Genomic DNA, 19,502 nt, shown 5'->3' with positions numbered 1-19,502 from the left:
GTTAACTACTTTAACATCATAATATTAAGGTATCCTTATGAGCCATTCTACAAGCCGTGAGAGTAAATATCATGCAACCAGTTAAAAAAGCTATTTTAAAAGGCTTTTTAGATATGCTACCACTGTGTTTAGCCGTTGTTCCTTGGGGTATTTTATGCGGCTCTTTAGCGATTCAAAATGGTTTTAGCGCCTTTGAAACCCAAGCAATGTCGTTATTAGTATTTGCAGGCTCTGCACAGCTTGTTGCGATTGAACTTATGGCGGGCAACACACCATTGCTCACAATTTTATTCACAACATTTATTATTAGCTCTCGGCATTTTTTATACGGGTTAGCCGTGCGTCATAAGGTGATTGATCAACCTATGCGTTGGCGCTTACCAGTAAGTTTTGTTTTAACCGACGAGCTGTTTGCGTTTTCTCATCATCGAAGAGCATATAGAACAAAAACACGCTTAATATACGCATTAAGCGCTGGTTTTAGCTTTTATATTGCATGGAATATTTGGACGTTAATTGGCATTGTAGCGGGCACAATGCTGCCCGACCTAACTAATTTAGGGCTCGACTTTGCAATTGCCGCGACGTTTATCGCGTTGGTTATTCCGGGAATCAAAAATTTGGCCTCACTCGTTACGGTAATTGTAGCTGGTGTTAGCGCAACGCTTTTAAAAAGTACAGGATTTGAGTTGTGGCTTGTTTGCTCAGCGCTGCTGGCAATGGCCGCAGGTTACAGCACAGCAAGGCTAACCGCTAAAAAGGAAGCAACGCCATGATGACAACTATTTTACTCATGGCGTGCATTACATTTTTTACGCGTTATTTATTTTTACACCGCGCTTTACCGTTTAAAGTAGGCCCTAAAATGCAGCAATTTTTAAGCTTTAGCGCACCTGCGGTGCTTACAGCAATTTGGGTGCCTATCGTGTTTTTGAATGAAGATGGCATTAACTTAAACTGGCAAAACCCTTATTTAAGCGCAGCACTAGTCGCCATCATTGTTGCCTATAAAACACATAATATTTATTACACAACACTTGCCGGTATGGGGCTATTTTTAATATTAAATTAGAGCACTCTTTGTACTTTATGAAATACTGTACTCAGGTTAAAATACCAATAACAATAATAAAAAAGACGCCAATATGCACAAATTCCATCAATTAAGCGCAACAAGCTTGCAGGGTCAACCTATTAACTTTAGTAATTTTGAAGGTAGGGTTGTGCTTATTGTTAATACCGCAAGTAAATGTGGATTTACCTACCAATACGAGTCGCTTCAAGCTTTGCATAATAAATATGCTAGCCAAGGTTTAGTTATTTTAGGGTTTCCGTGTAATCAATTTGGTCAGCAAGAACCCGGCGACGCTACACAAATAGAGCAAGGGTGTTTAATTAATTTTGGTGTGAGTTTTTTAATGGCGGCCAAAGTAGATGTAAACGGTAAGCATGCTCACCCAGTCTTTCGTTTTTTAAAATCGGCTTTACCTGGTTTTTTAACACGTAAAATAAAGTGGAATTTTACTAAATTTTTAATTGCTGCAGATGGCACGCCAATTAAACGTTATGCACCTTTTACTAAACCAGAAAAGCTAGAACTTACAATTCAAAAAGCTTTGGCACAAACTAAAAATGCGCTTTAAAAAGTAATAAAGAGGCGCAAGGCCTCTTTATTGCCAATACTACTGAAACTTAAACATACGCATAACTGCACATTTAAACTCTCAATATTAATTGGTATTTTATTTATACTAGTGAAATTTAATCGGTGTAATCGCTTAAATCATCTTCGCCTAGATTTTTACGCAAGCGTTTTTGCTCAAGGTAGTCTTCCAACTTCTTTTTAACCTTTTGCTTGTTCTTATCGTGTTGATTACGGCCGAGCATTTCGTACTCGTCTTCAACAAAATCGTCATCTAGCGCATCGTAACTAAATGTCTTACCCACAACCCACTCCATAAAGTGTTTGAGACCAACCAAGGATTTTATTATCGCAATAGTCGGTAAAATTAAAATGTTTAACGTCAAAATGCTGTGCAAATTAACATCAAAATAAAGCCACGTGACTACTGTAAATAGTCTTCATGTCAGTAATGTGAATAAATAGCGCTAAATTTGAATTGAGGAAAGTGAGAGTTTTTTATCGTATCGATAAATAAAATTTATTAATTTTTATTAGTTAGCCAATTTGACTAAAAAATAGTTATTTATTAATTAATTTCATTTACTAAAAAACAAACAAAAACAGTTAAGCATATGTTTTATATTAAAAAATAAAACTGGCATCAAACTTGTTATTAATTAATCGTCATCAACAAAAAGTAGAGAACAAACATGAAAAAATTACTATTAGTTAGCGCATTAATTTGTTCACCAGCCGCTATGGCTCATAACGATAACGATTCTGCAATTTCATTTAGTAATGATGAATGTAACGTCGAATTTAAAAATGATGTGCGCATTAAGCCAAACGAATTGGAAATTTTTACCGCCAACAATAAAACCATGCAGTTTAATACCCATGGTGACTTAACCGTAAATGGCGAACTTGTAGCGCTGAATAGTTCGCAGCGCGACGCGCTAACCAAGTACTCTGATAGCTTACGCACTCAATTACCTGAAGTAGCTAATATAGCGCTTGAGGGTGTTAAAATTGCCGGAGTAGCATTAGAAGAAGTAGGCAATGCATTTAATATTGACGGTCTTGATAATATGTCTGAGCTTATGGATGACATTAAAATCGAAGTAGAAAACACATTTTACCAGCAAGGTACATTTGTGATGGGCCAACAAAGTTTTAATCAATTTGGCGAAAACTTTGAACAACAATTTGAGCAGCAGATAGAAACAGCGGTTGAATCAGCAGTAATGCAATCAATGGGCAGTATTTTAGTAGCTTTAGGTTCTGAGTTACTTGGTTCAGGCGGTGATATGGATGCCTTTGAACAACGTATGGAAAATATGGGTGCACAAATAGAAGAAAAAGTAGAGCTACATGCAAGCGCACTTGAAGAACGTGCCAACTCTTTATGTGGAAACTTTGCTGATATTGCAAAACAAGAAGAGCAATTAGTAATGCAAGTGCCTGAGCTTGAAGGTTACCAGTTATTTAGCTTTAAACAAAATTAGTACAGTAAACGTTATTTAACATCCCTTTGGCAGCACTTAAGTTTACTTAAATGCTGCTTTTTTGTGTTTCGCAAACTTATACCAACCTGCATAAATCTTTGAGCAATTTAACGAATTAAATTGCACTATAACGTCGTTAAAATTTTTTTATTTAGAACAACTAGATACAAAAACTTTTGCCTAGTTCTAGCGTAATTTTCTTAACGTTAAATAGACCCCATATATAAGCAGATTGGTATTACTTTTTAGCTAATAAAGTAAGCTTACCCAATGTAACTATTGCTTGCTCAATTTGCGCGTTCCATTGCACACCATAACTTAATCTTACGCAGCTTTTATATTTATTAGAGGCCGAAAAAACAAGCCCAGGGGTAATACTAATACCAACCTCAAGCGCAAGTAAAAACAATGTTTGGCTATCGTACTCGCCTCCTAAATCTAGCCACATAACGCAGCCTCCTTTTGGATCGCTTATACGTGTGTTTTTTGGCATAGCTTGTTGTAAGCACCATCGCATACGCTCTTTGTTATCGCGCAGGCGTTGCCTAAGTACTTTTAAATTTCGGTCGTACTCACCACTGGCAATAAACTCAGATAACGTCCATTGGTTTATTAACGAAGCAGAGCAACTTAGTGCTCTTTTATATCGCCTTGCTTGCGTTGCAAATTTACCCGCAACTAACCAACCTACACGATAGCTCGGCGCTGCCGTTTTAGAAAAAGATGAGCAACTAATCACTAATCCTTTTTTAGAGTACGCTAAAGCAGGTGTGCCTCGTTTTGCCGTAAAATATAAATCGCCATATACGTCATCTTCAATAAGCACTACGTCATGACTTTCAAGTAGCTCCACCAGCTGCTGTCTGTTCGTATCAGGCATAAAGCTGCCCACAGGGTTACTAATTGCAGTCGAGAATAAACACGCTTTTATATCATGCTCGTTTAAAGCACGTTCTAAATCGCTCAACCAAATGCCATTATCTGGGCACAATGGTATTTCGAGCGCTTTGAGGCCTAAGCTCTCTATTAGCTCTATAATCCCGTGATAACAAGGCGTCTCAATGGCAACTACATCGCCTGGCTTTGTCACACACTTAAGTGCAATAGCCATGGCTTCTTGCGCACCATTGGTGATCACAAGCTCGTCCATATTTATGCCAATACCAAAATCTAAATAGCGATGCACCAATTGCTTTTTCAGCGGTACAAACCCATCTGTTGGTCCATAGTTAATAGCTTTACTGCCCGCAATTGTCATTACACGGCGCATGTTTCTGGCGAGTGCTTTATCGGTGGGTGCAGCAGCAATTGGATTAGCGATACCAAAAGGAACTACATTAGCTTGATGAATCGCACTGTATACCTGCTCTATTAAGGCTTGTTTATTTACCACAACAGGTTCGCGACTTAATTTAACTCGCTTAGGTAAATTATGCGCCATGCTAACGACTTTTAAAAAATACCCTGATTTTTCACGTGCCTCTACTAACCCCTGATCTTCAAGTGTTTGATAAGCTTGCTTCACTGTCGGAATACTAATGTTTAAGTTATCTGCCATTTTACGCAGTGATGGAAGTTTTTCGCCAGGAAGTAAAACCTGCTGGGCGCTCATATCTCTGATCAACTGAATAACTTGCTGATATAGAAACTCATGCCCCTGGCTATTTTTTTGTCTTATCATCACGCATCCAAATCTGTATAGGTTACATTTTTACTTTTCTGTATATGGTAAGTATACAGACAGGTCTTAAAATAGCCATTCAATCGGGCTTTGGAGAGTAACCATGAAAAGTGCAGCGCTATACATTACAACCGTTTTAATTTGGGGTTCTACTTGGTTAGCCATCGAATTTCAGCTAGGTGATATTGCGGTAGAGCTATCGTTATTTTATCGCTTTGCTATTGCAGCACTTTTAATGTGGTTATATGTAGCGTACAAAAAACCGGATATGCGCTTTTCATTAATCGATCATGGCTTTTTTGCTTTGTTGGCTATTTGTAATTTTGCCTTAAATTACTTAATGCTTTACTGGGCACAAAATTACTTAACCTCCGCTATGACCTCTATCGCCTTTTCACTATTGCTGGTTATGAACATAGTTAACACTCGACTATTTTTTGGTAAACCTATCTCAAAACGAATTTATACCGGTGCCGCACTCGCTGTATTAGGTATTACGTGTCTGTTTTGGCCACAGTTACAGCAGTTCGACTTAAGTAACGGTGCATTGGTCGGGTTACTACTTGCCCTTGGTGGCACCTTTGTGGCTTCATTGGGCAACATGATAAGCGTTCGTAATTCTCGTAAGCAAATTGGCGTATTGCAGGGCAATGCATGGGGCATGTTATATAGTGCTATAGGCTTAGCTTTATATGTATTAATGAACGATGTGCAATTTAGTTTAAACGCCCCAACTAGCTACTGGTTATCATTACTTTATTTATCAATATTTGGCACAGTAATCGCTTTTGGTTGTTACTTTGCACTACTAAAAAATATAGGCCCTGAAAAAGCCAGCTACGTTATTGTTTTATTCCCATTAGTGGCAGTAACACTGAGTAGCTTTTTTGAAGGCTTTGAATGGCACGCAAATACCTTTGCAGGGTTTAGCTTAGTGCTATTAGGTAACGCCATTGTGCTTACCCCAACAAAACGAATTAACGCCTTTTTAGCTAATAGAGCAATAGCTAAAAGTGGCTCCGTCCCCAGTTAGACGCGTTATTAACGCAACTAACGCAAAAGCGCCTACTTTACTGAAGGCGCTTTTTTATTGGCATATGAAAAAGTAAGACCTGTCCATACACACTAACAACTGCAGGAGTTTTACCTATCAGCTCACCATCTGCTTCAATCAATAACCCTTCAGTTTTTATGGAAGCTGTATTTAAGCGACTATAGGTAAGGTTTTTTATATACTCATGACGCTTAAAAAATAACTTAATAAAGCTTATTACATTATAAAAAAGCCCACCCGATCGCATTTGATAACACTCAAGCTGGCCATCAGTTAAATCTGCTTTTGGCGCTATTTTTAGCCCGCCACCAAAGTACTTATGATTAGCAAATACAGTAATTAAATTTTGATACTGCCGAGCATCGTTATTAAACGTACCTTGTAACTGCTGAGCTTGATAATAAAATAGCTCTTTAATGCTCGTCCAACTGTAATCAAAAGATGAAAAATTAGCTTTATCGTTAATAGTTTTAATCACATGAGCATCAAATCCTACCCCTGCAATATTAATAAAATAGCGGCTATTAATTTTTCCTATATCAATTGCTGTCGGTGTATTAAATAATGCCTTTCGCCAATCATCTTCTTTGCAATTAAACCCTCTGGAGAAATCGTTACCTGTACCGCAAGGTAATAATGCTAACGAACAGCTGCTCCCTATTAGTGCATTAACCGCCAAGTTCAATGTACCATCGCCACCTAGTGCAACTACTTTGGGAAATTTACTCAGTAACAACCTTATTTGAGCGCAGTCATCGTCAAAGCTTCCCGTTGTAGTAAATATACAATAAGAAAAGCTGCGTTTTTTACAGATATTTTTAAGCCATGCCAATGATTTTTGGCTCTGTTTTTTGATACTTGGTTTAATAATTATAAGTAGTGACAAGCTTTTGTTTCCAGCAATGTATTTTAGAGTGAGATAACAAACGTTTAATTAAATTTTTTTAATCTGAATAAATAATCAAAAAACATTGTATAAAATGCATAAAAATAAATTAAAAAACCAAAAACCCCAACATCAAAGGGGTTAAAACCAACCGTCATATAAATAGCTATGCAAAAACAGTAATGCAACTTACTGAATCGCATATTAATAAAATCAATTCAGATTAGTTTAACTAATCCCTCAGGCTCAATTTTTATCGTTGTATTTTTAATCAAACAACGTGCAAAATGCACGCGATTTCAACAGATACGACCGGAGCAAAATAATGAAACCAATTAATACATTAAATCAAACAGCAGTAGCGCAAGTAGCCGTTAAACCAACTAACCGTAAAGCAAGAATGTTAGCTAAACTTAACACGATTGGTAAAAGACTAGCACTTAGCGGTGCAGCTCAATATAAATAATCACCCAACCATGATTATTTTTCGGTGCAGCGAACACTCAACCACTAAATGAAGTCACTTATTTAGCTCCCATTGTTTGCTGCAACCTATTTATTTTATTAAAAATTGCCTTAATTTCCCCTTATTTACAAAAAAAACCTCATTTACGTATATTTTTTAGGCAAACAGTCATTTTGCTATTTACACAGCGGTATCACCTAAGTATTATTCTGCGTCACGGAGAGATGGCAGAGTGGTCGAATGCACCGGTCTTGAAAACCGGCATGGGTTTATAGCCCATCTAGGGTTCAAATCCCTATCTCTCCACCATATTTTAATTGGTGGCTTTTTTTATTCCATCAATACAACCGGTTATGCGTTGGAGAGGTGTCCGAGTGGCCGAAGGAGCTCCCCTGCTAAGGGAGTATAGAGTTTGTAGCTCTATCGAGGGTTCGAATCCCTCCCTCTCCACCATACTTAATTTAAACCACTTAATTGTGGTTTTTTTGTGCCTAAAATTTAACACCGATACTAAATTGGGAGGGTGAGAACCCTCGACATGGTTCGACAAAATGTCTGGAATATTTTAGGCCGCTGCAAGCGTCGCGTAGCGATTGATTACATGGATGTAAGCAAGTCTATCCCTCCCTCTGGACCATACGTAATTTAAACCACTTGATTGTGGTTTTTTGTGCCTAAAATTTATAAAAACTAAACAAATTGTGCCTAGTAATAACTTAGGGCATTATTAACACAACTTTAGCCACTTTTAGGTTTAGCTATGATCCGGTTCATATTGCTATCATTTTGCGCGGCAGCACCATTTTTTACCTTGGCACAAAGTACAACAGTGTATAAGTGTGTAATTAAGGGCGTTCCTACTTTTAGCCAAACGCCTTGCGCTAAAGATGCACAAGTTATTACTCTAAAAGATATAAATGTAATTGAAGCATATAAAAGCTCTACGCCCGGTAAAGGTATTACCGATACCTCTGTTGATGACTACTTAGAGGTTCAGCAAATAGAGCGTGAAATAAAGCGCCTTGAGCTATCTATTGAACAAAGCCAAAAAGAATACGCAGCTAAAAAACAACAAATAGATTATATGACCCAAGATAAGGCCAATCGTTTAGGCGCTTCGTCTATTGCTGATGCTATCGCAACTAAAACAAATTCATTAAAACAAGCCTACGACGCATCAATTAGTCAAACGCAGCAAAAAATAGAGTCATTAAAGCAAAGAAAGCAGCAGCTTAGCCAAAACCCTTAAGCGCTCGTTTTACTATAGAAATAAATTGCGCAACGTCTTCTTGAGTATTATAAATATGTGGCGATACTCGTATTCCAAATTTGCGAGCATCTACACTGACTTTCGCTTTATTAAGCTCTGTAAGTACATGGTCTTGCTGCTTGTTAAAAAACAAAATAACAGTCCCGCTGCATTTATCACCACTCATAGGTGATACAACATATTCGCTTAGTTGCTCATGAATAAGCGTAAGCATCGCTAAGTTATGCACCCTTACCTTGTGAGCTGTTAGCTCTGCAAAGTAGGTAATACTATTTGCGGCAATAATATAAGGCGCTACAGAAGGGGTGCCACCCCAAAACTTGAGCGCACTGGCGTTATATTCAAAGTGGTTAATATCGAACTCAAATGGATTTTGATGCGAAAACCAACCCACATCTTTAGGCTCACAATACTCTATTTGATTTTTGTTAACCCATAAATAAGCTGCACCTGGGCCACCACATAACCATTTAACGCTCGAGCCAATCATAAAGTCCGCATCGAGCACGCTTAAATCAAGCGGTATAACACCCGCTGACTGAGCAACATCAACTATTGATAAACTATTGGTAAATTTACTTATAGCTACAATATCGTACACAGGCGCCTGTACACCTGTATTTGAATATACATGACTTATAAAAACTAAATCGATGTCGGCGGTTATATAACGCTGCCAAACACTAATATCAGTTAGGTTTTCGTGCTCAGGTATAAATATGATTTGCGCGCACTTTGGCAACGCTTTTTGCATTGCAAAACCCATACTCGGAAAATCACTTTGCGCCATAAGCACTTTACAATTTTTTTGCTGTAGCCGTGGATGCGACATAAGCAATTTTGTTAAGCCACTTGATAAATTAACCTGAGGACAAAACTGCGAACTAGGCGCATTAAATAACTTACCAAGCGCGGTAGTAAATTGCTCAACTGCGGGCAGCCATTGTTGCCAAGGTTCTTTATTTGAGCTCTCCCACGGTAAAAAGTAGTGCTGTGATAAATATTGCTGCGTATTTTTAAGAGGACGCCCTACCGAGTGGTTTAGTAAATAACAGCCATCAGCCATACAAAAATCATTTTTAAGCATGCTATTTAACCCATTCTTTAAGTGTATTTAGATCGTCAAAACGTGTTTTTATATCGTCGCGTTTGGCACTGGCTCGCCTATCTCTTAATTTTTCGAGCGAATCAAGTAACACATTAAGCGGCGGACCACTTGCTGTTACCTTGCTCATATGCTGCTGTTGCATATTTTTTGAAGGCTGAGCAATAAACTTTTCAACCAGTTGATTATGATGACCGACTGCGGTGTCGCCATGTAATTTACACACTTGGATAAATAACGTTGCGTGGCTTTTAAACCAATCTGTATTTTTATATTGCTCTGCTTGTAAAAAGTCATCCATAAAGCTTTGCATACGCATGGCTTCTCGCAGGATTTGTTGATCCTCTGGCATCATATATAAAAACTTATCCACCAGCATTTGCGAGTAACTAGGCTCGTTTGCACTACACAGCCCTAACAGCATATCAATCACGTTAATACCTGCAAAGTCACCAGCATTTGCCCCTCTGTAAACCTCTTTACCTACACGGTACGGTTTATAATAAGGGCGAACGCAGTTAAAAAAGCGATCTGTATCGAGCTCAGAATAAAGTGCATTGTTTGACTCAATTACATCTATAAGCGCTTGTTTAGCTACTTTTAATAACTCACCACACAAGGGATGTGAAATACCTAACGGCAATATTTTTAATAATGCATCACTTGCCCGTTTGTAGGCCAAAATGCCTTGAGTGTTATAATCAAGAAACAGCTTTTCATCAGGTAAATTGGTAAATCGTTTATAAATACCGTTAAGTGCTTTGTTATGAGTAGTTAAGTGGGCGGTAGCAAAACGAGGGGTTACGCCAATAGATGCGCCTATATGCATAGCAAGCGCTGAGGCTTCTATTAGCGGTGAAGTGGTTTCTCTGCTTGGCTCAGTAATTTCATGGCGCCTACACGCTGCCATAAATAATCCTACGTTACCGAGTAAGTCAAAAGCGCTATCAAAGCCTTGATCTGTGTTTCCCTCGGCTAATAAATTGCTAATTAATACGTTGCCTTCTTTTTCTAACTGTTGCTTTAAGGCCTCGCCTACCCCTTCTACATTTGCTTTATCGGTTTGCTGCCAATAAAGCTGCTCTAATTCACTATTTAAAGTGACAAACTCTGTTCGTATCCAGTGATCGAAAATAGCGGTATGTGTGTTCATTGTTGTGCTCTATTATTTTTATAGTTAAATGCTAACAGAGTTCAATGAGGGTAAAACGCCAAAAAAATTAGTAAAAACTGCAATACTTAGCAATAATCACTACAAATATAAAAATAATTAATAAAAGCCGACAACTATGTTAGATAAAAAAGATCAGCAATTACTCGTTGCACTGCAAAGCCAAGCTCGTATGTCGGTTTCAGACTTGGCCAGTAGTATTAACCTATCGGATACACCTTGCCTAAGACGTATAAAAAAGTTAGAGCAAGAAAACATTATTACCGGCTACCACGCCGCCATAAACCCTAAAGCACTTAACCTTAATGTGTTGGTATATGCGTTTGTGCGATTAAGCCAAAACTCGGTAAGTGCTGCAGAGCAATTTGAGCAACATGTAGAAAAATTACCACATGTATTAGAGTGTTGTGTAATATCAGGGAGCTATGATTATTTATTAAAAATAATTGCACATGATCTTGAGAGCTACGAAACATTTGTAAAACATCAACTAGGTGGCTTAAGTTGTATCGCAAATATAGAATCAACAGTTGTGCTTAAACAATCATTTAGCAAAAAACAGTTACCATTATAAAAATAACCCAAATAACTTACTGTTAGCTATACTGATATTTCAAAACGATAATAATAATTGCTTGGACCTTATGTGAAAAATTTTAACTCTAAAAATCATTCTATTATTTTTTACATCATGTTTGCTTTAGCATATTTTTTAGTAGGTATAGCACTCACTAAACTTGCTTTTAATTCGCAAATAATTCCAATTTGGTTACCTGCTGGTATAGCTTTGGTCGGTTGTTATATTTGGTGGTGGCGCTTTATCCCGCCTTTATTTGTAGCTGCAATTGCATTTAATTTAAATATTTTTGATAGTTCAGCTCATGAGCTAGTCCTGGTCGGTAACTCATTTAACGAGGCTATGTATATCGCCTTTGGTGTTGTTATACAGGCAATGGTCGGCGCAGCTCTTTTAAAGTATTGGCTTGGGCACCCGCTGCGCTTTAAAAAGCGCAAAAATATAATTTACTTTATCCTTGTCATAGCAATATTGGTCAGCTTAATTTCGGCTAACTTTGGCGTATTTGCCTTAAGCCAATTCAACTCGGTTTACAGTGTTGATAATCATTGGAAGAATGTTACTTACTGGTGGCTTGGTGATACATTAGGAGTATTAATTGCGACTCCGCTTTTACTTTCTTTATTACCACAAAAGTCTAATCAACATAATATATCGGCGTTTCCGACAATTGCAGTATGCTCTATTTTATTTTTATCAGTCGCGGTAACAACGCAGTTATACGATCAAGAAAATCGTATAAACACTATTAAAATTGCTGAACGTGAAGTCCATGTTATAGAAAACAGCCTTTATAGATATACAAATCGTAGTATTATTGCAGTGCAGAGCCTAGCAAGTCAGGTACAGTCATCTCCCATGCTAAGCCAGCAAGATTTTTATTCTTATGCTAGCCAGTTACTAACTCAGCACGCATTTATTAACGCCTTATCGTGGAACGCAAAAATACCTCAAGATCAACGCGACGTCTTTGCCCAAGAAATATCAAACATTTATCATTTAGATATTGATGTAGTTGGCGAACCTCTTGAAAGTAGCGATCCCCTTGTGATAGTAAAATACATAGCTCCTTTTAATGGTAATCAAAAAGCTATTGGCTTTAATGTATTTTCAAACCCTGATCGAAAAAGCTCTCTGCTTAACCCCGCTATAAAGTACATGCCAGTAGGAACTAAAATAATTCAGTTAGTGCAAACCAAACAACCTAAACCAGCCTATTTATTATTTGCCCCTGTGTACTCCCAGCATAGTGATGAAAAAACAATTAAAGGCTATGCCACTGGTGTATTTTTAGTGCGTAGTATTATTGAGCAGGCAATTTCTAAAGAACAGTCTGATATGTTTTCGATTGGTATATACGAAGATACAAACACTCCGCCGTTTTATAGTAATTACTCTCAAAATGTTCAGCAAGCTAAAGGCAGCCGCTTAATGTCGTTTGATGTGGACTTTGCAGGGCAAAAATGGATTGTAAAACTAGCCCTTAAAGAAAGCTTTTTAACACAACATAATAGTCAACTAACTTTATTATTACTCATACTTCAAGTTGCCGTATGTTCTTTAATTTTAATGGTTTTACTGCTGTTTAATCAGCAACAAATCGCACTTACACGTCAAGTTGCAGAGCGTACTCACTCACTCGCACAAGCAAAGAAGCAGTCCGATTTAGCTAATCAGGCTAAAAGCCAATTTTTAGCGAATATGAGCCACGAAATACGAACACCATTAAACGCCGTTATTGGTTTTTCTTCACTTGCTAGAGAAAAAGACAATGCAAATACACTCATTGGCTATTTAGATAAAATAAACTCAGCATCTAAAAGCTTATTAAACTTAATTAATGACATTCTTGATATATCAAAAATAGAATCCCAAAAGTTAGTTATTGAATCTATTGCATTCGACTTAGGTGCTTTAATAACACGTATAAACAACATGTTTGAGCAAAGCGCAGTTAACAAAGGTATTAAATGGCAAGTTAATTCAAAGCTACCTGTTGATACCTGGTTTATTGGTGATCCTATGCGAATTGAGCAAATATTACTTAATTTATGTAGCAACGCGATTAAATTTACAAGCCAAGGCAGCGTTACTTTAAACATAGAAACAGAGTTTACCGCCGCCAATAAAGTACAGCTAGTTATAACCGTTAGTGATACCGGCATAGGTATAAAACCAAGCCAACATAAAAAATTATTTAACGCATTTACCCAAGCGGATAGTTCTACCTCAAGGCAGTTTGGTGGTACAGGCCTTGGCTTAACCATAGCGAAAGAGTTAAGCCAATTAATGGGGGCTGATATAACACTTAAAAGTGAAATAAATAAAGGCTCTACTTTTACATTTTCAATGCGATTAGAAACAACAGAACCTAAAAAAGAACATGTTATTACATTTGATAATACTAATATTACTTCGCTAGATATTTTGGTCGCAGAGGATAACCCAGTAAATCAAATGGTTATTAAAGCGATGCTTGGCTCATTAGGAATTGTGCCGTATATAGTAGAAAATGGCGAACTGGCCGTTGATATAGTTAAAAAGCAGCATTTTGACTTAGTGCTTATGGATTGCCAAATGCCTGTAATGGATGGCTATAGAGCAACGGCACTGATCCGCCAGTTTAAAACTGAACAAGAGCTCCCGATTATTGCTTTAACTGCCGACGTTATGCCAGAGGATAAAGCACATGCACAAGCCGTTGGATTTAACCAGCACCTTGCAAAACCGCTTGAACTCATTAAGCTAACCGAGTGTCTTGTCCAATATGCAGAAGTTAATGAACAATAGTGGTTTAATTTTAAGAATAGTTTTAAGAGTCGCTTTTGGTTTTGTTTTAAGTGTTTTTTCGCATATTGCTGTCGCTCAAAACTGTATCTCGCAGGCGAGCGACTTTAAATTTATAACAAAAAGTAAGCAACAAGGCTTATTACGCTTTGAAAAAGAGCACAACCACCAGCGCTTTAATTACCACGCACTTTTACCATTTAACGATTACTTAGATTTTGCATATAAACATATAAATAAAACCAATCCACGTGCAGATATGCCATGCCCTGTTATTACACAAACGTACCAGCAATTAGTAACACAAGGTACGCGAAAACCTGACCCTACTATTGCAGATATTATTGCCCCTTTTGAGCTTACGCATCCAAACAGCAATAAAGTTGCACTACTAATTCACGGGCTAACTGACTCACCCTTTACGTATCACGATTTAGCACAAGTGTATTATCAACAAGGCTATACTGTGCGTACTATTTTATTACCAGGACATGGAAGCGCCGCAAGTGCATTACTCAGTGTAGAGGTTAGCCAATGGCAACAGGCAATAAAATACGGTATTAAACGCTCGGTGCAAGACTTTGATGAGGTGATACTCGCAGGTTACTCTACCGGTGCAGCGTTACTTATTTATTACGCAACCAAGCACACTGTTTCACCCAAAATTAAAGCGCTTATGCTTTATTCGCCAGGCTCCGAGCCACATAATAAGTACGGCTGGATAGCAAAGTGGATTGATGACATACCCTTTGTTAATTGGATAGATAAAGACGCCGATGTAGACTTTGCTAAGTATGAATCATTTCCTTTAAATGCAGCTGCCGCGTCGTACTATGCTATGTCACTTGCAAGCGTAAGTAGCTTAAACAAACGCTCTGCACTTAAATTACCTATTTTTAGTGTACTTAGCGATATTGATACCACGATAGATACGCGTGCCACGCTAAAATTATTAAGTGCGTTACACAAAGATAATTCAGTAAAATATAAGCCGCTCGATACTTTAGTACTTTATGGAAGCACTGATATTTTACCGCCAGACTTTGCTAGTGACTACACAGTAAATAACCCGCAATGCACATCGCCTCAGTGTAAAAAAGTTCATGGTATATCGCATATTGCTATTGTTAACTCACCGCAAAATCCACATTATGGGATTAACGCAACCTATCGTAATTGTGGCAGCTTTATTAACGACGAGTCCCTGTACAAAACATGTAAAACAACAAAAAATCCACAACTAGGAGAGCGCACAAGCGCCAACTTAAAACACTATCCGGCTTTACAACGCTTAACTTATAATCCTCATTTTACCGAGCTTAAAAAGCAAATTAGTACGTTTATTAAAAACGTAGAACAGCTTAGAACAACTACAAGGTAAGTAGTCATGGGAACGTTTTCGCACCAATGGTTTAGCAGTATTAATGAGATTGTTCAGGCGCAGTGGCAACGTTTATTTGGTGATGAACCATTTACTCAACATGCTTTTTTATATGCCCTTGAACAAAGCCAATGCGTAACACAAAAAAGCGGTTGGCAGCCCCATCACCTCGCTATTTTTGAAGATGATACGCTCATTGCGCTTGCACCTGGGTATTTAAAAAGTCATTCATACGGCGAGTACGTATTTGACTGGGCATGGGCTGAGGCATACGAAAAACACGGTTTAGAATATTATCCCAAATGGCTATCTGGCATTCCCTTTAGCCCTATTGAAGGCAAGCGTATTGCTATCGAGCACGCGAATCCAAATGCGGTGTATCAGTACATTACAGAGCAACTTAATATACACAGTGCTGAGCAAAGGTGGTCGGGGTGGCATGTTAATTTTTGCGACCAAGCCCAAGCAACATCATTAACTGAGCAACATGCCATGCTAAGAGTGGGTGTGCAATTTCAGTGGTTTAATAAAGGTTTTGAAACCTTTGACGATTTTTTGCAAATACTTAACTCACGAAAACGTAAGTCACTTAAAAAAGAGCGAGCTAAAATAGCGCAACAAAATATTGATATTGAATGGCTGCAAGGAACGCAAATTACGCCCGAGATAATGCAATTGTTTTGTGAGTTTTATCAGCGTACCTACTTAAAGCGATCTGGTCATTTGGGCTATTTAAATATGGAGTTTTTTACGCTTTTACATGCATTAATGGCTAATAACCTCGTTATTATGCTGGCCAAAAAAGACGACAACGTGATTGCTGCAACACTTAGTTTAGTAGGTGAGAATACACTTTATGGGCGCTACTGGGGAGCAAGTGAGGAAGTAGATTCGCTTCACTTTGAGCTGTGCTATTACCAAGGTATTGAGTTTGCAATAAAGCATAAACTCAGCTGCTTTCATTCGGGAGCACAAGGTGAGCACAAAATAGCACGCGGATTTGAACCCGTACTTACCTACTCTGCTCACCATATTGTTGATAGCGATTTCAGTAATGCAATAAGCGACTACTTAAAGCGTGAACGCGGCCATATTGATATATATAAAGAGCAATGTAGCTCATTACTGCCGTTTAAAAACGAGTAACTGATTATTTGCAGGCATGGCAGTATCGCTAATAAGCGTAAGCCCTGCTTGCTTAGCTAGTTGTTCAACTGCTTCAAAATCTCTTATTCCACTTAACGGATCGCGCTCTGTTAAAAAGGCACTAAAGTCATCATTACTTGGGCTGGTAAATTCACCTTGGTACTTAAATGGTCCGTAAATACACAACATACCGTCGCTATTTAAGTGACGTTTAACACCATCAAAAAAACGTTCAACTAATTGCCAATTTACAATATGAAATGTGTTTGCAGTATAAATAGCGTCAACCTTATCTACAGGCCATTCATTATTTAAATCAAGCTCAAGTGGTGCATGTAAATTAGTTAAATTAGCTTCGCGGTGCCATAAATTAATCCCTTCGTGGTTTATAGCGCGATCACTTGTATGCCATTGTAAATGTGGTAATTGCTCTGCAAAAAACACACTATGTTGGCCTGTTCCTGATCCGACTTCGAGTACTGTTTTAGTATTTTTTAATACGTCCTTTAATTGCTCTAAAATAGAGGTTTTATTGTTTTCACAGGCTTGTGAAAATGGCTTTGTCATTACTGTGCACCAAAATTGTAGATTAATGCACAACAGTAAAGCAAATTTAGCTTATTTTGTCGTGATGAAAAAAAGCTAATTTTTAAATACTATAACTATCATATGGTTGAGCTGGTTCATTATGGTTGGTACGTAATATGCTTTTATATTGTTAACCCACTAAAGGGTTTAACTTATATTAAATTTCAAAGGATAAAATTATGCATATACCCCCTTATACCGCTGTAGACGCGGCCATTGCTATAACCGAAAAAACCACCGACGATCATAGTTACGCCGTTGATATGAGAGCTACAGTAATCGATTTACTTTCGCACCCTAAACATAATCAACAGGCGATGACCAAACATGAAACAGATCAGATATTTATTCTTGGCTACAATTAATACTCAAATTAGTATCGCAAATAATTTTTATAATAACTGTTTACACTGAAACCGATTAAATGTAATGATAACTATTATCGTTAACTTGAATCGGTTTTTTTATGTCTTCAAATTATGCCCAGCATCGTTACCATCAAGAACTCTCTTGTCATTGCTTAAGACCTGGCCTGCATGCACCCATGCTCGTTGCCGATTACATAGAAACCGCCCTTAACGTCGCCAAAAAATTTGAGCAACAACATAATCCCTTGCTTCAAGAGTTTTATCTTAGGCGCACACACCATGAAATTATGAACAAAATGTGCGACCCTCTTATACATAATGCTATTCGTAAACAATGTTTAGAGCAGCTATACAAACCATTATTAGCATTAAAACGGTTTTATAAGGTGCATAACAATACTGCACAATTTTTAATACTTGAGCGTGAAGCTCGTATTCTTAGTCACGAATTCAACCCTTTTTAAGGAGCACACTTATGAGCAACTTTAGAACAGAATCAGACAGCATGGGCGAGCTACAAGTACCTACTGATGCGCTCTATCAGGCGCAAACACAACGAGCAGTTAATAACTTTGCCATTAGTGGCTTATCTATGCCAAAGCAATTTATCACTGCACTGGCTTATATAAAACAAGCTGCTGCGCAAAGTAACTGCGAGCTTGGCCATTTAAGTAAAGACAAAGCAAGTGCTATTGAGCAAGCTTGTCAAAGTATTATTGATGGCGAGCATGTTGAGCATTTCCCCGTTGATATTTTTCAAACCGGTTCGGGCACAAGCTCAAATATGAATGCCAACGAAGTTATTGCAACGCTTGCTAGCCGATTAGGCAGTGAAAGCATTCACCCTAATGATGATGTAAACATGGGGCAAAGTTCTAACGATGTAGTCCCTACTGCTATCGCACTCAGTAGCGCAATAAATGTAGTGTATGAATTACTTCCTTCGCTTGAAAACTTATCGCAAAGCCTAGAAAAGAAAAAAGCTGAAGTAGGCCATATAGTTAAAACGGGCCGTACGCATTTAATGGATGCAATGCCTGTTACATTTGATCAAACACTAAGTGCATGGCAGTCACAAGTTAACCATGCCGCAGCAGGAATTAGACATAGCTTAGAGCGTGTATGCGAACTGGCACAAGGCGGTACAGCTGTTGGAACAGGAATAAATGCAGACCCTAAGTTTGCAGCCAAATTTGCAGAAAACCTGAGTGCCAATGTAGGCATTAGATTTACGCCTAGTAGTAACTTTTTTTATAACATCGGCTCACAAGACGCCATAGTAGCGCTTTCGGGGCAATTAAAAGTACTCGCTGTAGCACAAATGAAAATAGCGAACGACCTACGCTGGATGAACTCAGGACCACTTGCGGGCTTAGGCGAAATAGAGCTAGAAGCACTTCAACCGGGCTCGTCTATTATGCCTGGCAAGGTAAATCCGGTAATACCAGAAGCCGCAGCCATGGTAAGCGCACAAGTAATCGGTAACGACGCGACCATTACAGTAGCAGGCCAAGCGGGTAATTTTGAGCTAAACGTTATGCTGCCAGTCATTGCGTATAATATTTTGCAAAGCATAGAATTACTTGCCAATAGCGCACAAGCATTGGGCGATAAAGCCATTGCCAGCTTTAAAGTAAATAAGCCTAATATAGATAAAGCACTCGCTAAAAATCCAATTTTAGTGACTGCGCTCAATCCGGTGATCGGTTATGAAAAAGCAGCAAAAATAGCAAAGCAGGCTTATAAGGAAGCCCGCCCTATTATTGATGTAGCCGAACAAGAAACCGATTTACCACGCAGTGAACTCGAAAAGCTACTTAATCCCACCAAACTAACGCAGGGGGGACTTTAATAAACGATATTTTTCACGGCTTTAATTACTTGATAATATAG

At 38.1% G+C, this 19,502-nt stretch carries 20 protein-coding genes and 2 tRNA genes; 16 read left to right on the top strand and 6 right to left on the bottom strand.

Going from position 1 to position 19,502, the window contains the following annotated elements; all coding sequences use genetic code 11:
* Nucleotides 1-71 precede the first annotated feature (71 nt).
* From H5089_RS16775 to H5089_RS16765, 3 genes are all read left to right on the top strand, one after another.
* Nucleotides 72-776 (top strand): AzlC family ABC transporter permease, encoded by a 705-nt coding sequence (locus tag H5089_RS16775; protein WP_024597146.1) that lies wholly within the window; start codon nucleotides 72-74, stop codon nucleotides 774-776.
* Nucleotides 773-1,072: an AzlD domain-containing protein gene (locus H5089_RS16770; protein ID WP_182712685.1), complete on the top strand. Its 300-nt coding sequence runs from the start codon at nucleotides 773-775 to the stop codon at nucleotides 1,070-1,072. Before H5089_RS16775 ends, H5089_RS16770 begins: the two co-directional genes overlap by 4 nt.
* 73 nt (nucleotides 1,073-1,145) lie before the next feature.
* On the top strand, nucleotides 1,146-1,643 hold the full coding sequence (locus tag H5089_RS16765; RefSeq protein ID WP_182712684.1) for a glutathione peroxidase: 498 nt from the start codon (nucleotides 1,146-1,148) through the stop codon (nucleotides 1,641-1,643).
* Between the two features lie 118 nt (nucleotides 1,644-1,761).
* Here the strand turns inward: H5089_RS16765 and H5089_RS16760 are convergent, their stop codons facing one another.
* On the bottom strand, nucleotides 1,762-1,947 hold the full coding sequence (locus H5089_RS16760) for a PA3496 family putative envelope integrity protein (protein WP_007579801.1): 186 nt from the start codon (nucleotides 1,945-1,947) through the stop codon (nucleotides 1,762-1,764).
* Nucleotides 1,948-2,334: 387 nt separating this feature from the next.
* On the opposite strand from H5089_RS16760, the gene H5089_RS16755 reads away from it, so the two are divergent.
* Nucleotides 2,335-3,129 carry a YggN family protein gene (locus H5089_RS16755; protein ID WP_033030970.1) on the top strand — a complete coding sequence of 265 codons (795 nt, stop codon included), beginning with the start codon at nucleotides 2,335-2,337 and terminating at the stop codon, nucleotides 3,127-3,129.
* 238 nt (nucleotides 3,130-3,367) lie between these two features.
* Here the strand turns inward: H5089_RS16755 and H5089_RS16750 are convergent, their stop codons facing one another.
* A complete protein-coding gene (locus H5089_RS16750) occupies nucleotides 3,368-4,810 on the bottom strand; it encodes a PLP-dependent aminotransferase family protein (RefSeq protein ID WP_182196311.1) in 1,443 nt (480 codons plus the stop codon).
* A gap of 103 nt (nucleotides 4,811-4,913) precedes the next feature.
* Here H5089_RS16750 and H5089_RS16745 point away from each other — a divergent pair, with 103 nt between their 5' ends.
* Complete coding sequence (locus H5089_RS16745; protein WP_182696294.1) at nucleotides 4,914-5,843, top strand: DMT family transporter; 930 nt, start codon at nucleotides 4,914-4,916, stop codon at nucleotides 5,841-5,843.
* Nucleotides 5,844-5,880: 37 nt separating this feature from the next.
* On the opposite strand, the gene H5089_RS16740 is transcribed toward H5089_RS16745, so the two are convergent.
* Entirely contained in the window at nucleotides 5,881-6,750 is an 870-nt protein-coding gene (locus tag H5089_RS16740) for a diacylglycerol kinase family protein (protein WP_182712683.1), read from the bottom strand.
* 325 nt (nucleotides 6,751-7,075) lie between these two features.
* On the opposite strand from H5089_RS16740, the gene H5089_RS16735 reads away from it, so the two are divergent.
* The 4 genes from H5089_RS16735 to H5089_RS16720 all read left to right on the top strand — a co-directional run bounded on the left by H5089_RS16735 (nucleotide 7,076) and on the right by H5089_RS16720 (nucleotide 8,465).
* Nucleotides 7,076-7,216 (top strand): hypothetical protein, encoded by a 141-nt coding sequence (locus H5089_RS16735; protein WP_164487637.1) that lies wholly within the window; start codon nucleotides 7,076-7,078, stop codon nucleotides 7,214-7,216.
* A gap of 218 nt (nucleotides 7,217-7,434) precedes the next feature.
* Nucleotides 7,435-7,525: transfer RNA gene (locus tag H5089_RS16730), tRNA-Ser, on the top strand.
* A gap of 51 nt (nucleotides 7,526-7,576) precedes the next feature.
* Nucleotides 7,577-7,669 (top strand) — tRNA-Ser (locus H5089_RS16725).
* A gap of 307 nt (nucleotides 7,670-7,976) precedes the next feature.
* Nucleotides 7,977-8,465 carry an RNA-binding protein gene (locus H5089_RS16720; protein ID WP_024597153.1) on the top strand — a complete coding sequence of 163 codons (489 nt, stop codon included), beginning with the start codon at nucleotides 7,977-7,979 and terminating at the stop codon, nucleotides 8,463-8,465.
* Here the strand turns inward: H5089_RS16720 and H5089_RS16715 are convergent.
* Together H5089_RS16715 and H5089_RS16710 are read right to left on the bottom strand one after the other, a co-directional pair.
* A complete protein-coding gene (locus H5089_RS16715; protein ID WP_182712682.1) occupies nucleotides 8,449-9,573 on the bottom strand; it encodes an aminotransferase class V-fold PLP-dependent enzyme in 1,125 nt (374 codons plus the stop codon). The two genes, H5089_RS16720 and H5089_RS16715, sit on opposite strands and share 17 nt — an antisense overlap.
* Nucleotide 9,574: 1 nt before the next feature.
* Entirely contained in the window at nucleotides 9,575-10,744 is a 1,170-nt protein-coding gene (locus H5089_RS16710; protein WP_182712681.1) for a monodechloroaminopyrrolnitrin synthase PrnB family protein, read from the bottom strand.
* Nucleotides 10,745-10,880: 136 nt separating this feature from the next.
* On the opposite strand from H5089_RS16710, the gene H5089_RS16705 reads away from it, so the two are divergent.
* The 4 genes from H5089_RS16705 (at nucleotide 10,881) to H5089_RS16690 (ending at nucleotide 16,653) form a co-directional block, all read left to right on the top strand.
* Nucleotides 10,881-11,336: an Lrp/AsnC family transcriptional regulator gene (locus tag H5089_RS16705; protein ID WP_076925888.1), complete on the top strand. Its 456-nt coding sequence runs from the start codon at nucleotides 10,881-10,883 to the stop codon at nucleotides 11,334-11,336.
* A 72-nt stretch (nucleotides 11,337-11,408) separates the two neighbouring features.
* Nucleotides 11,409-14,129 carry an ATP-binding protein gene (locus H5089_RS16700; protein WP_182712680.1) on the top strand — a complete coding sequence of 907 codons (2,721 nt, stop codon included), beginning with the start codon at nucleotides 11,409-11,411 and terminating at the stop codon, nucleotides 14,127-14,129.
* A complete protein-coding gene (locus tag H5089_RS16695) occupies nucleotides 14,119-15,507 on the top strand; it encodes a carboxylesterase (protein ID WP_182712679.1) in 1,389 nt (462 codons plus the stop codon). The genes H5089_RS16700 and H5089_RS16695 overlap by 11 nt, the downstream gene beginning before the upstream one ends.
* Before the next feature lie 6 nt (nucleotides 15,508-15,513).
* Nucleotides 15,514-16,653, top strand: a complete 1,140-nt coding sequence (locus H5089_RS16690; RefSeq protein ID WP_182712678.1) for a GNAT family N-acetyltransferase — start codon at nucleotides 15,514-15,516, stop codon at nucleotides 16,651-16,653.
* On the opposite strand, the gene H5089_RS16685 is transcribed toward H5089_RS16690, so the two are convergent.
* A complete protein-coding gene (locus tag H5089_RS16685; RefSeq protein WP_182712677.1) occupies nucleotides 16,630-17,220 on the bottom strand; it encodes a DUF938 domain-containing protein in 591 nt (196 codons plus the stop codon). The genes H5089_RS16690 and H5089_RS16685 overlap by 24 nt on opposite strands.
* A gap of 200 nt (nucleotides 17,221-17,420) precedes the next feature.
* On the opposite strand from H5089_RS16685, the gene H5089_RS16680 reads away from it, so the two are divergent.
* The 3 genes from H5089_RS16680 to H5089_RS16670 all read left to right on the top strand — a co-directional run bounded on the left by H5089_RS16680 (nucleotide 17,421) and on the right by H5089_RS16670 (nucleotide 19,461).
* Entirely contained in the window at nucleotides 17,421-17,606 is a 186-nt protein-coding gene (locus H5089_RS16680; protein WP_010554833.1) for a hypothetical protein, read from the top strand.
* Between the two features lie 101 nt (nucleotides 17,607-17,707).
* The gene (locus H5089_RS16675; RefSeq protein ID WP_223231703.1) at nucleotides 17,708-18,073 is read left to right on the top strand and encodes a hypothetical protein; all 366 of its coding nucleotides are present in this window, start codon (nucleotides 17,708-17,710) and stop codon (nucleotides 18,071-18,073) included.
* Nucleotides 18,074-18,084: 11 nt separating this feature from the next.
* Nucleotides 18,085-19,461, top strand: coding sequence for an aspartate ammonia-lyase (locus H5089_RS16670; RefSeq protein ID WP_182712676.1), 1,377 nt, complete (start codon nucleotides 18,085-18,087; stop codon nucleotides 19,459-19,461).
* Nucleotides 19,462-19,502: the final 41 nt, after the last annotated feature.

The sequence above is a fragment of the Pseudoalteromonas sp. SR45-1 genome, from assembly GCF_014163655.1.
GTDB lineage: Bacteria > Pseudomonadota > Gammaproteobacteria > Enterobacterales > Alteromonadaceae > Pseudoalteromonas > Pseudoalteromonas distincta.
This window is presented reverse-complemented; position numbering and strand designations above follow the sequence as displayed.

Bases quoted from the DNA above. Each gene is read 5' to 3' on its own strand.
- H5089_RS16775 (WP_024597146.1), top strand. From the start codon at position 72: ATGCAACCAGTTAAAAAAGCTATTTTAAAAGGCTTTTTAGATATGCTA.
- H5089_RS16770 (WP_182712685.1), top strand. From the start codon at position 773: ATGATGACAACTATTTTACTCATGGCGTGCATTACATTTTTTACGCGT.
- H5089_RS16765 (WP_182712684.1), top strand. From the start codon at position 1,146: ATGCACAAATTCCATCAATTAAGCGCAACAAGCTTGCAGGGTCAACCT.
- H5089_RS16755 (WP_033030970.1), top strand. From the start codon at position 2,335: ATGAAAAAATTACTATTAGTTAGCGCATTAATTTGTTCACCAGCCGCT.
- H5089_RS16750 (WP_182196311.1), bottom strand. From the start codon at position 4,810: ATGATAAGACAAAAAAATAGCCAGGGGCATGAGTTTCTATATCAGCAA.
- H5089_RS16745 (WP_182696294.1), top strand. From the start codon at position 4,914: ATGAAAAGTGCAGCGCTATACATTACAACCGTTTTAATTTGGGGTTCT.
- H5089_RS16735 (WP_164487637.1), top strand. From the start codon at position 7,076: ATGAAACCAATTAATACATTAAATCAAACAGCAGTAGCGCAAGTAGCC.
- H5089_RS16720 (WP_024597153.1), top strand. From the start codon at position 7,977: ATGATCCGGTTCATATTGCTATCATTTTGCGCGGCAGCACCATTTTTT.
- H5089_RS16715 (WP_182712682.1), bottom strand. From the start codon at position 9,573: ATGCTTAAAAATGATTTTTGTATGGCTGATGGCTGTTATTTACTAAAC.
- H5089_RS16710 (WP_182712681.1), bottom strand. From the start codon at position 10,744: ATGAACACACATACCGCTATTTTCGATCACTGGATACGAACAGAGTTT.
- H5089_RS16705 (WP_076925888.1), top strand. From the start codon at position 10,881: ATGTTAGATAAAAAAGATCAGCAATTACTCGTTGCACTGCAAAGCCAA.
- H5089_RS16695 (WP_182712679.1), top strand. From the start codon at position 14,119: ATGAACAATAGTGGTTTAATTTTAAGAATAGTTTTAAGAGTCGCTTTT.
- H5089_RS16690 (WP_182712678.1), top strand. From the start codon at position 15,514: ATGGGAACGTTTTCGCACCAATGGTTTAGCAGTATTAATGAGATTGTT.
- H5089_RS16685 (WP_182712677.1), bottom strand. From the start codon at position 17,220: ATGACAAAGCCATTTTCACAAGCCTGTGAAAACAATAAAACCTCTATT.
- H5089_RS16680 (WP_010554833.1), top strand. From the start codon at position 17,421: ATGCATATACCCCCTTATACCGCTGTAGACGCGGCCATTGCTATAACC.
- H5089_RS16675 (WP_223231703.1), top strand. From the start codon at position 17,708: ATGTCTTCAAATTATGCCCAGCATCGTTACCATCAAGAACTCTCTTGT.
- H5089_RS16670 (WP_182712676.1), top strand. From the start codon at position 18,085: ATGAGCAACTTTAGAACAGAATCAGACAGCATGGGCGAGCTACAAGTA.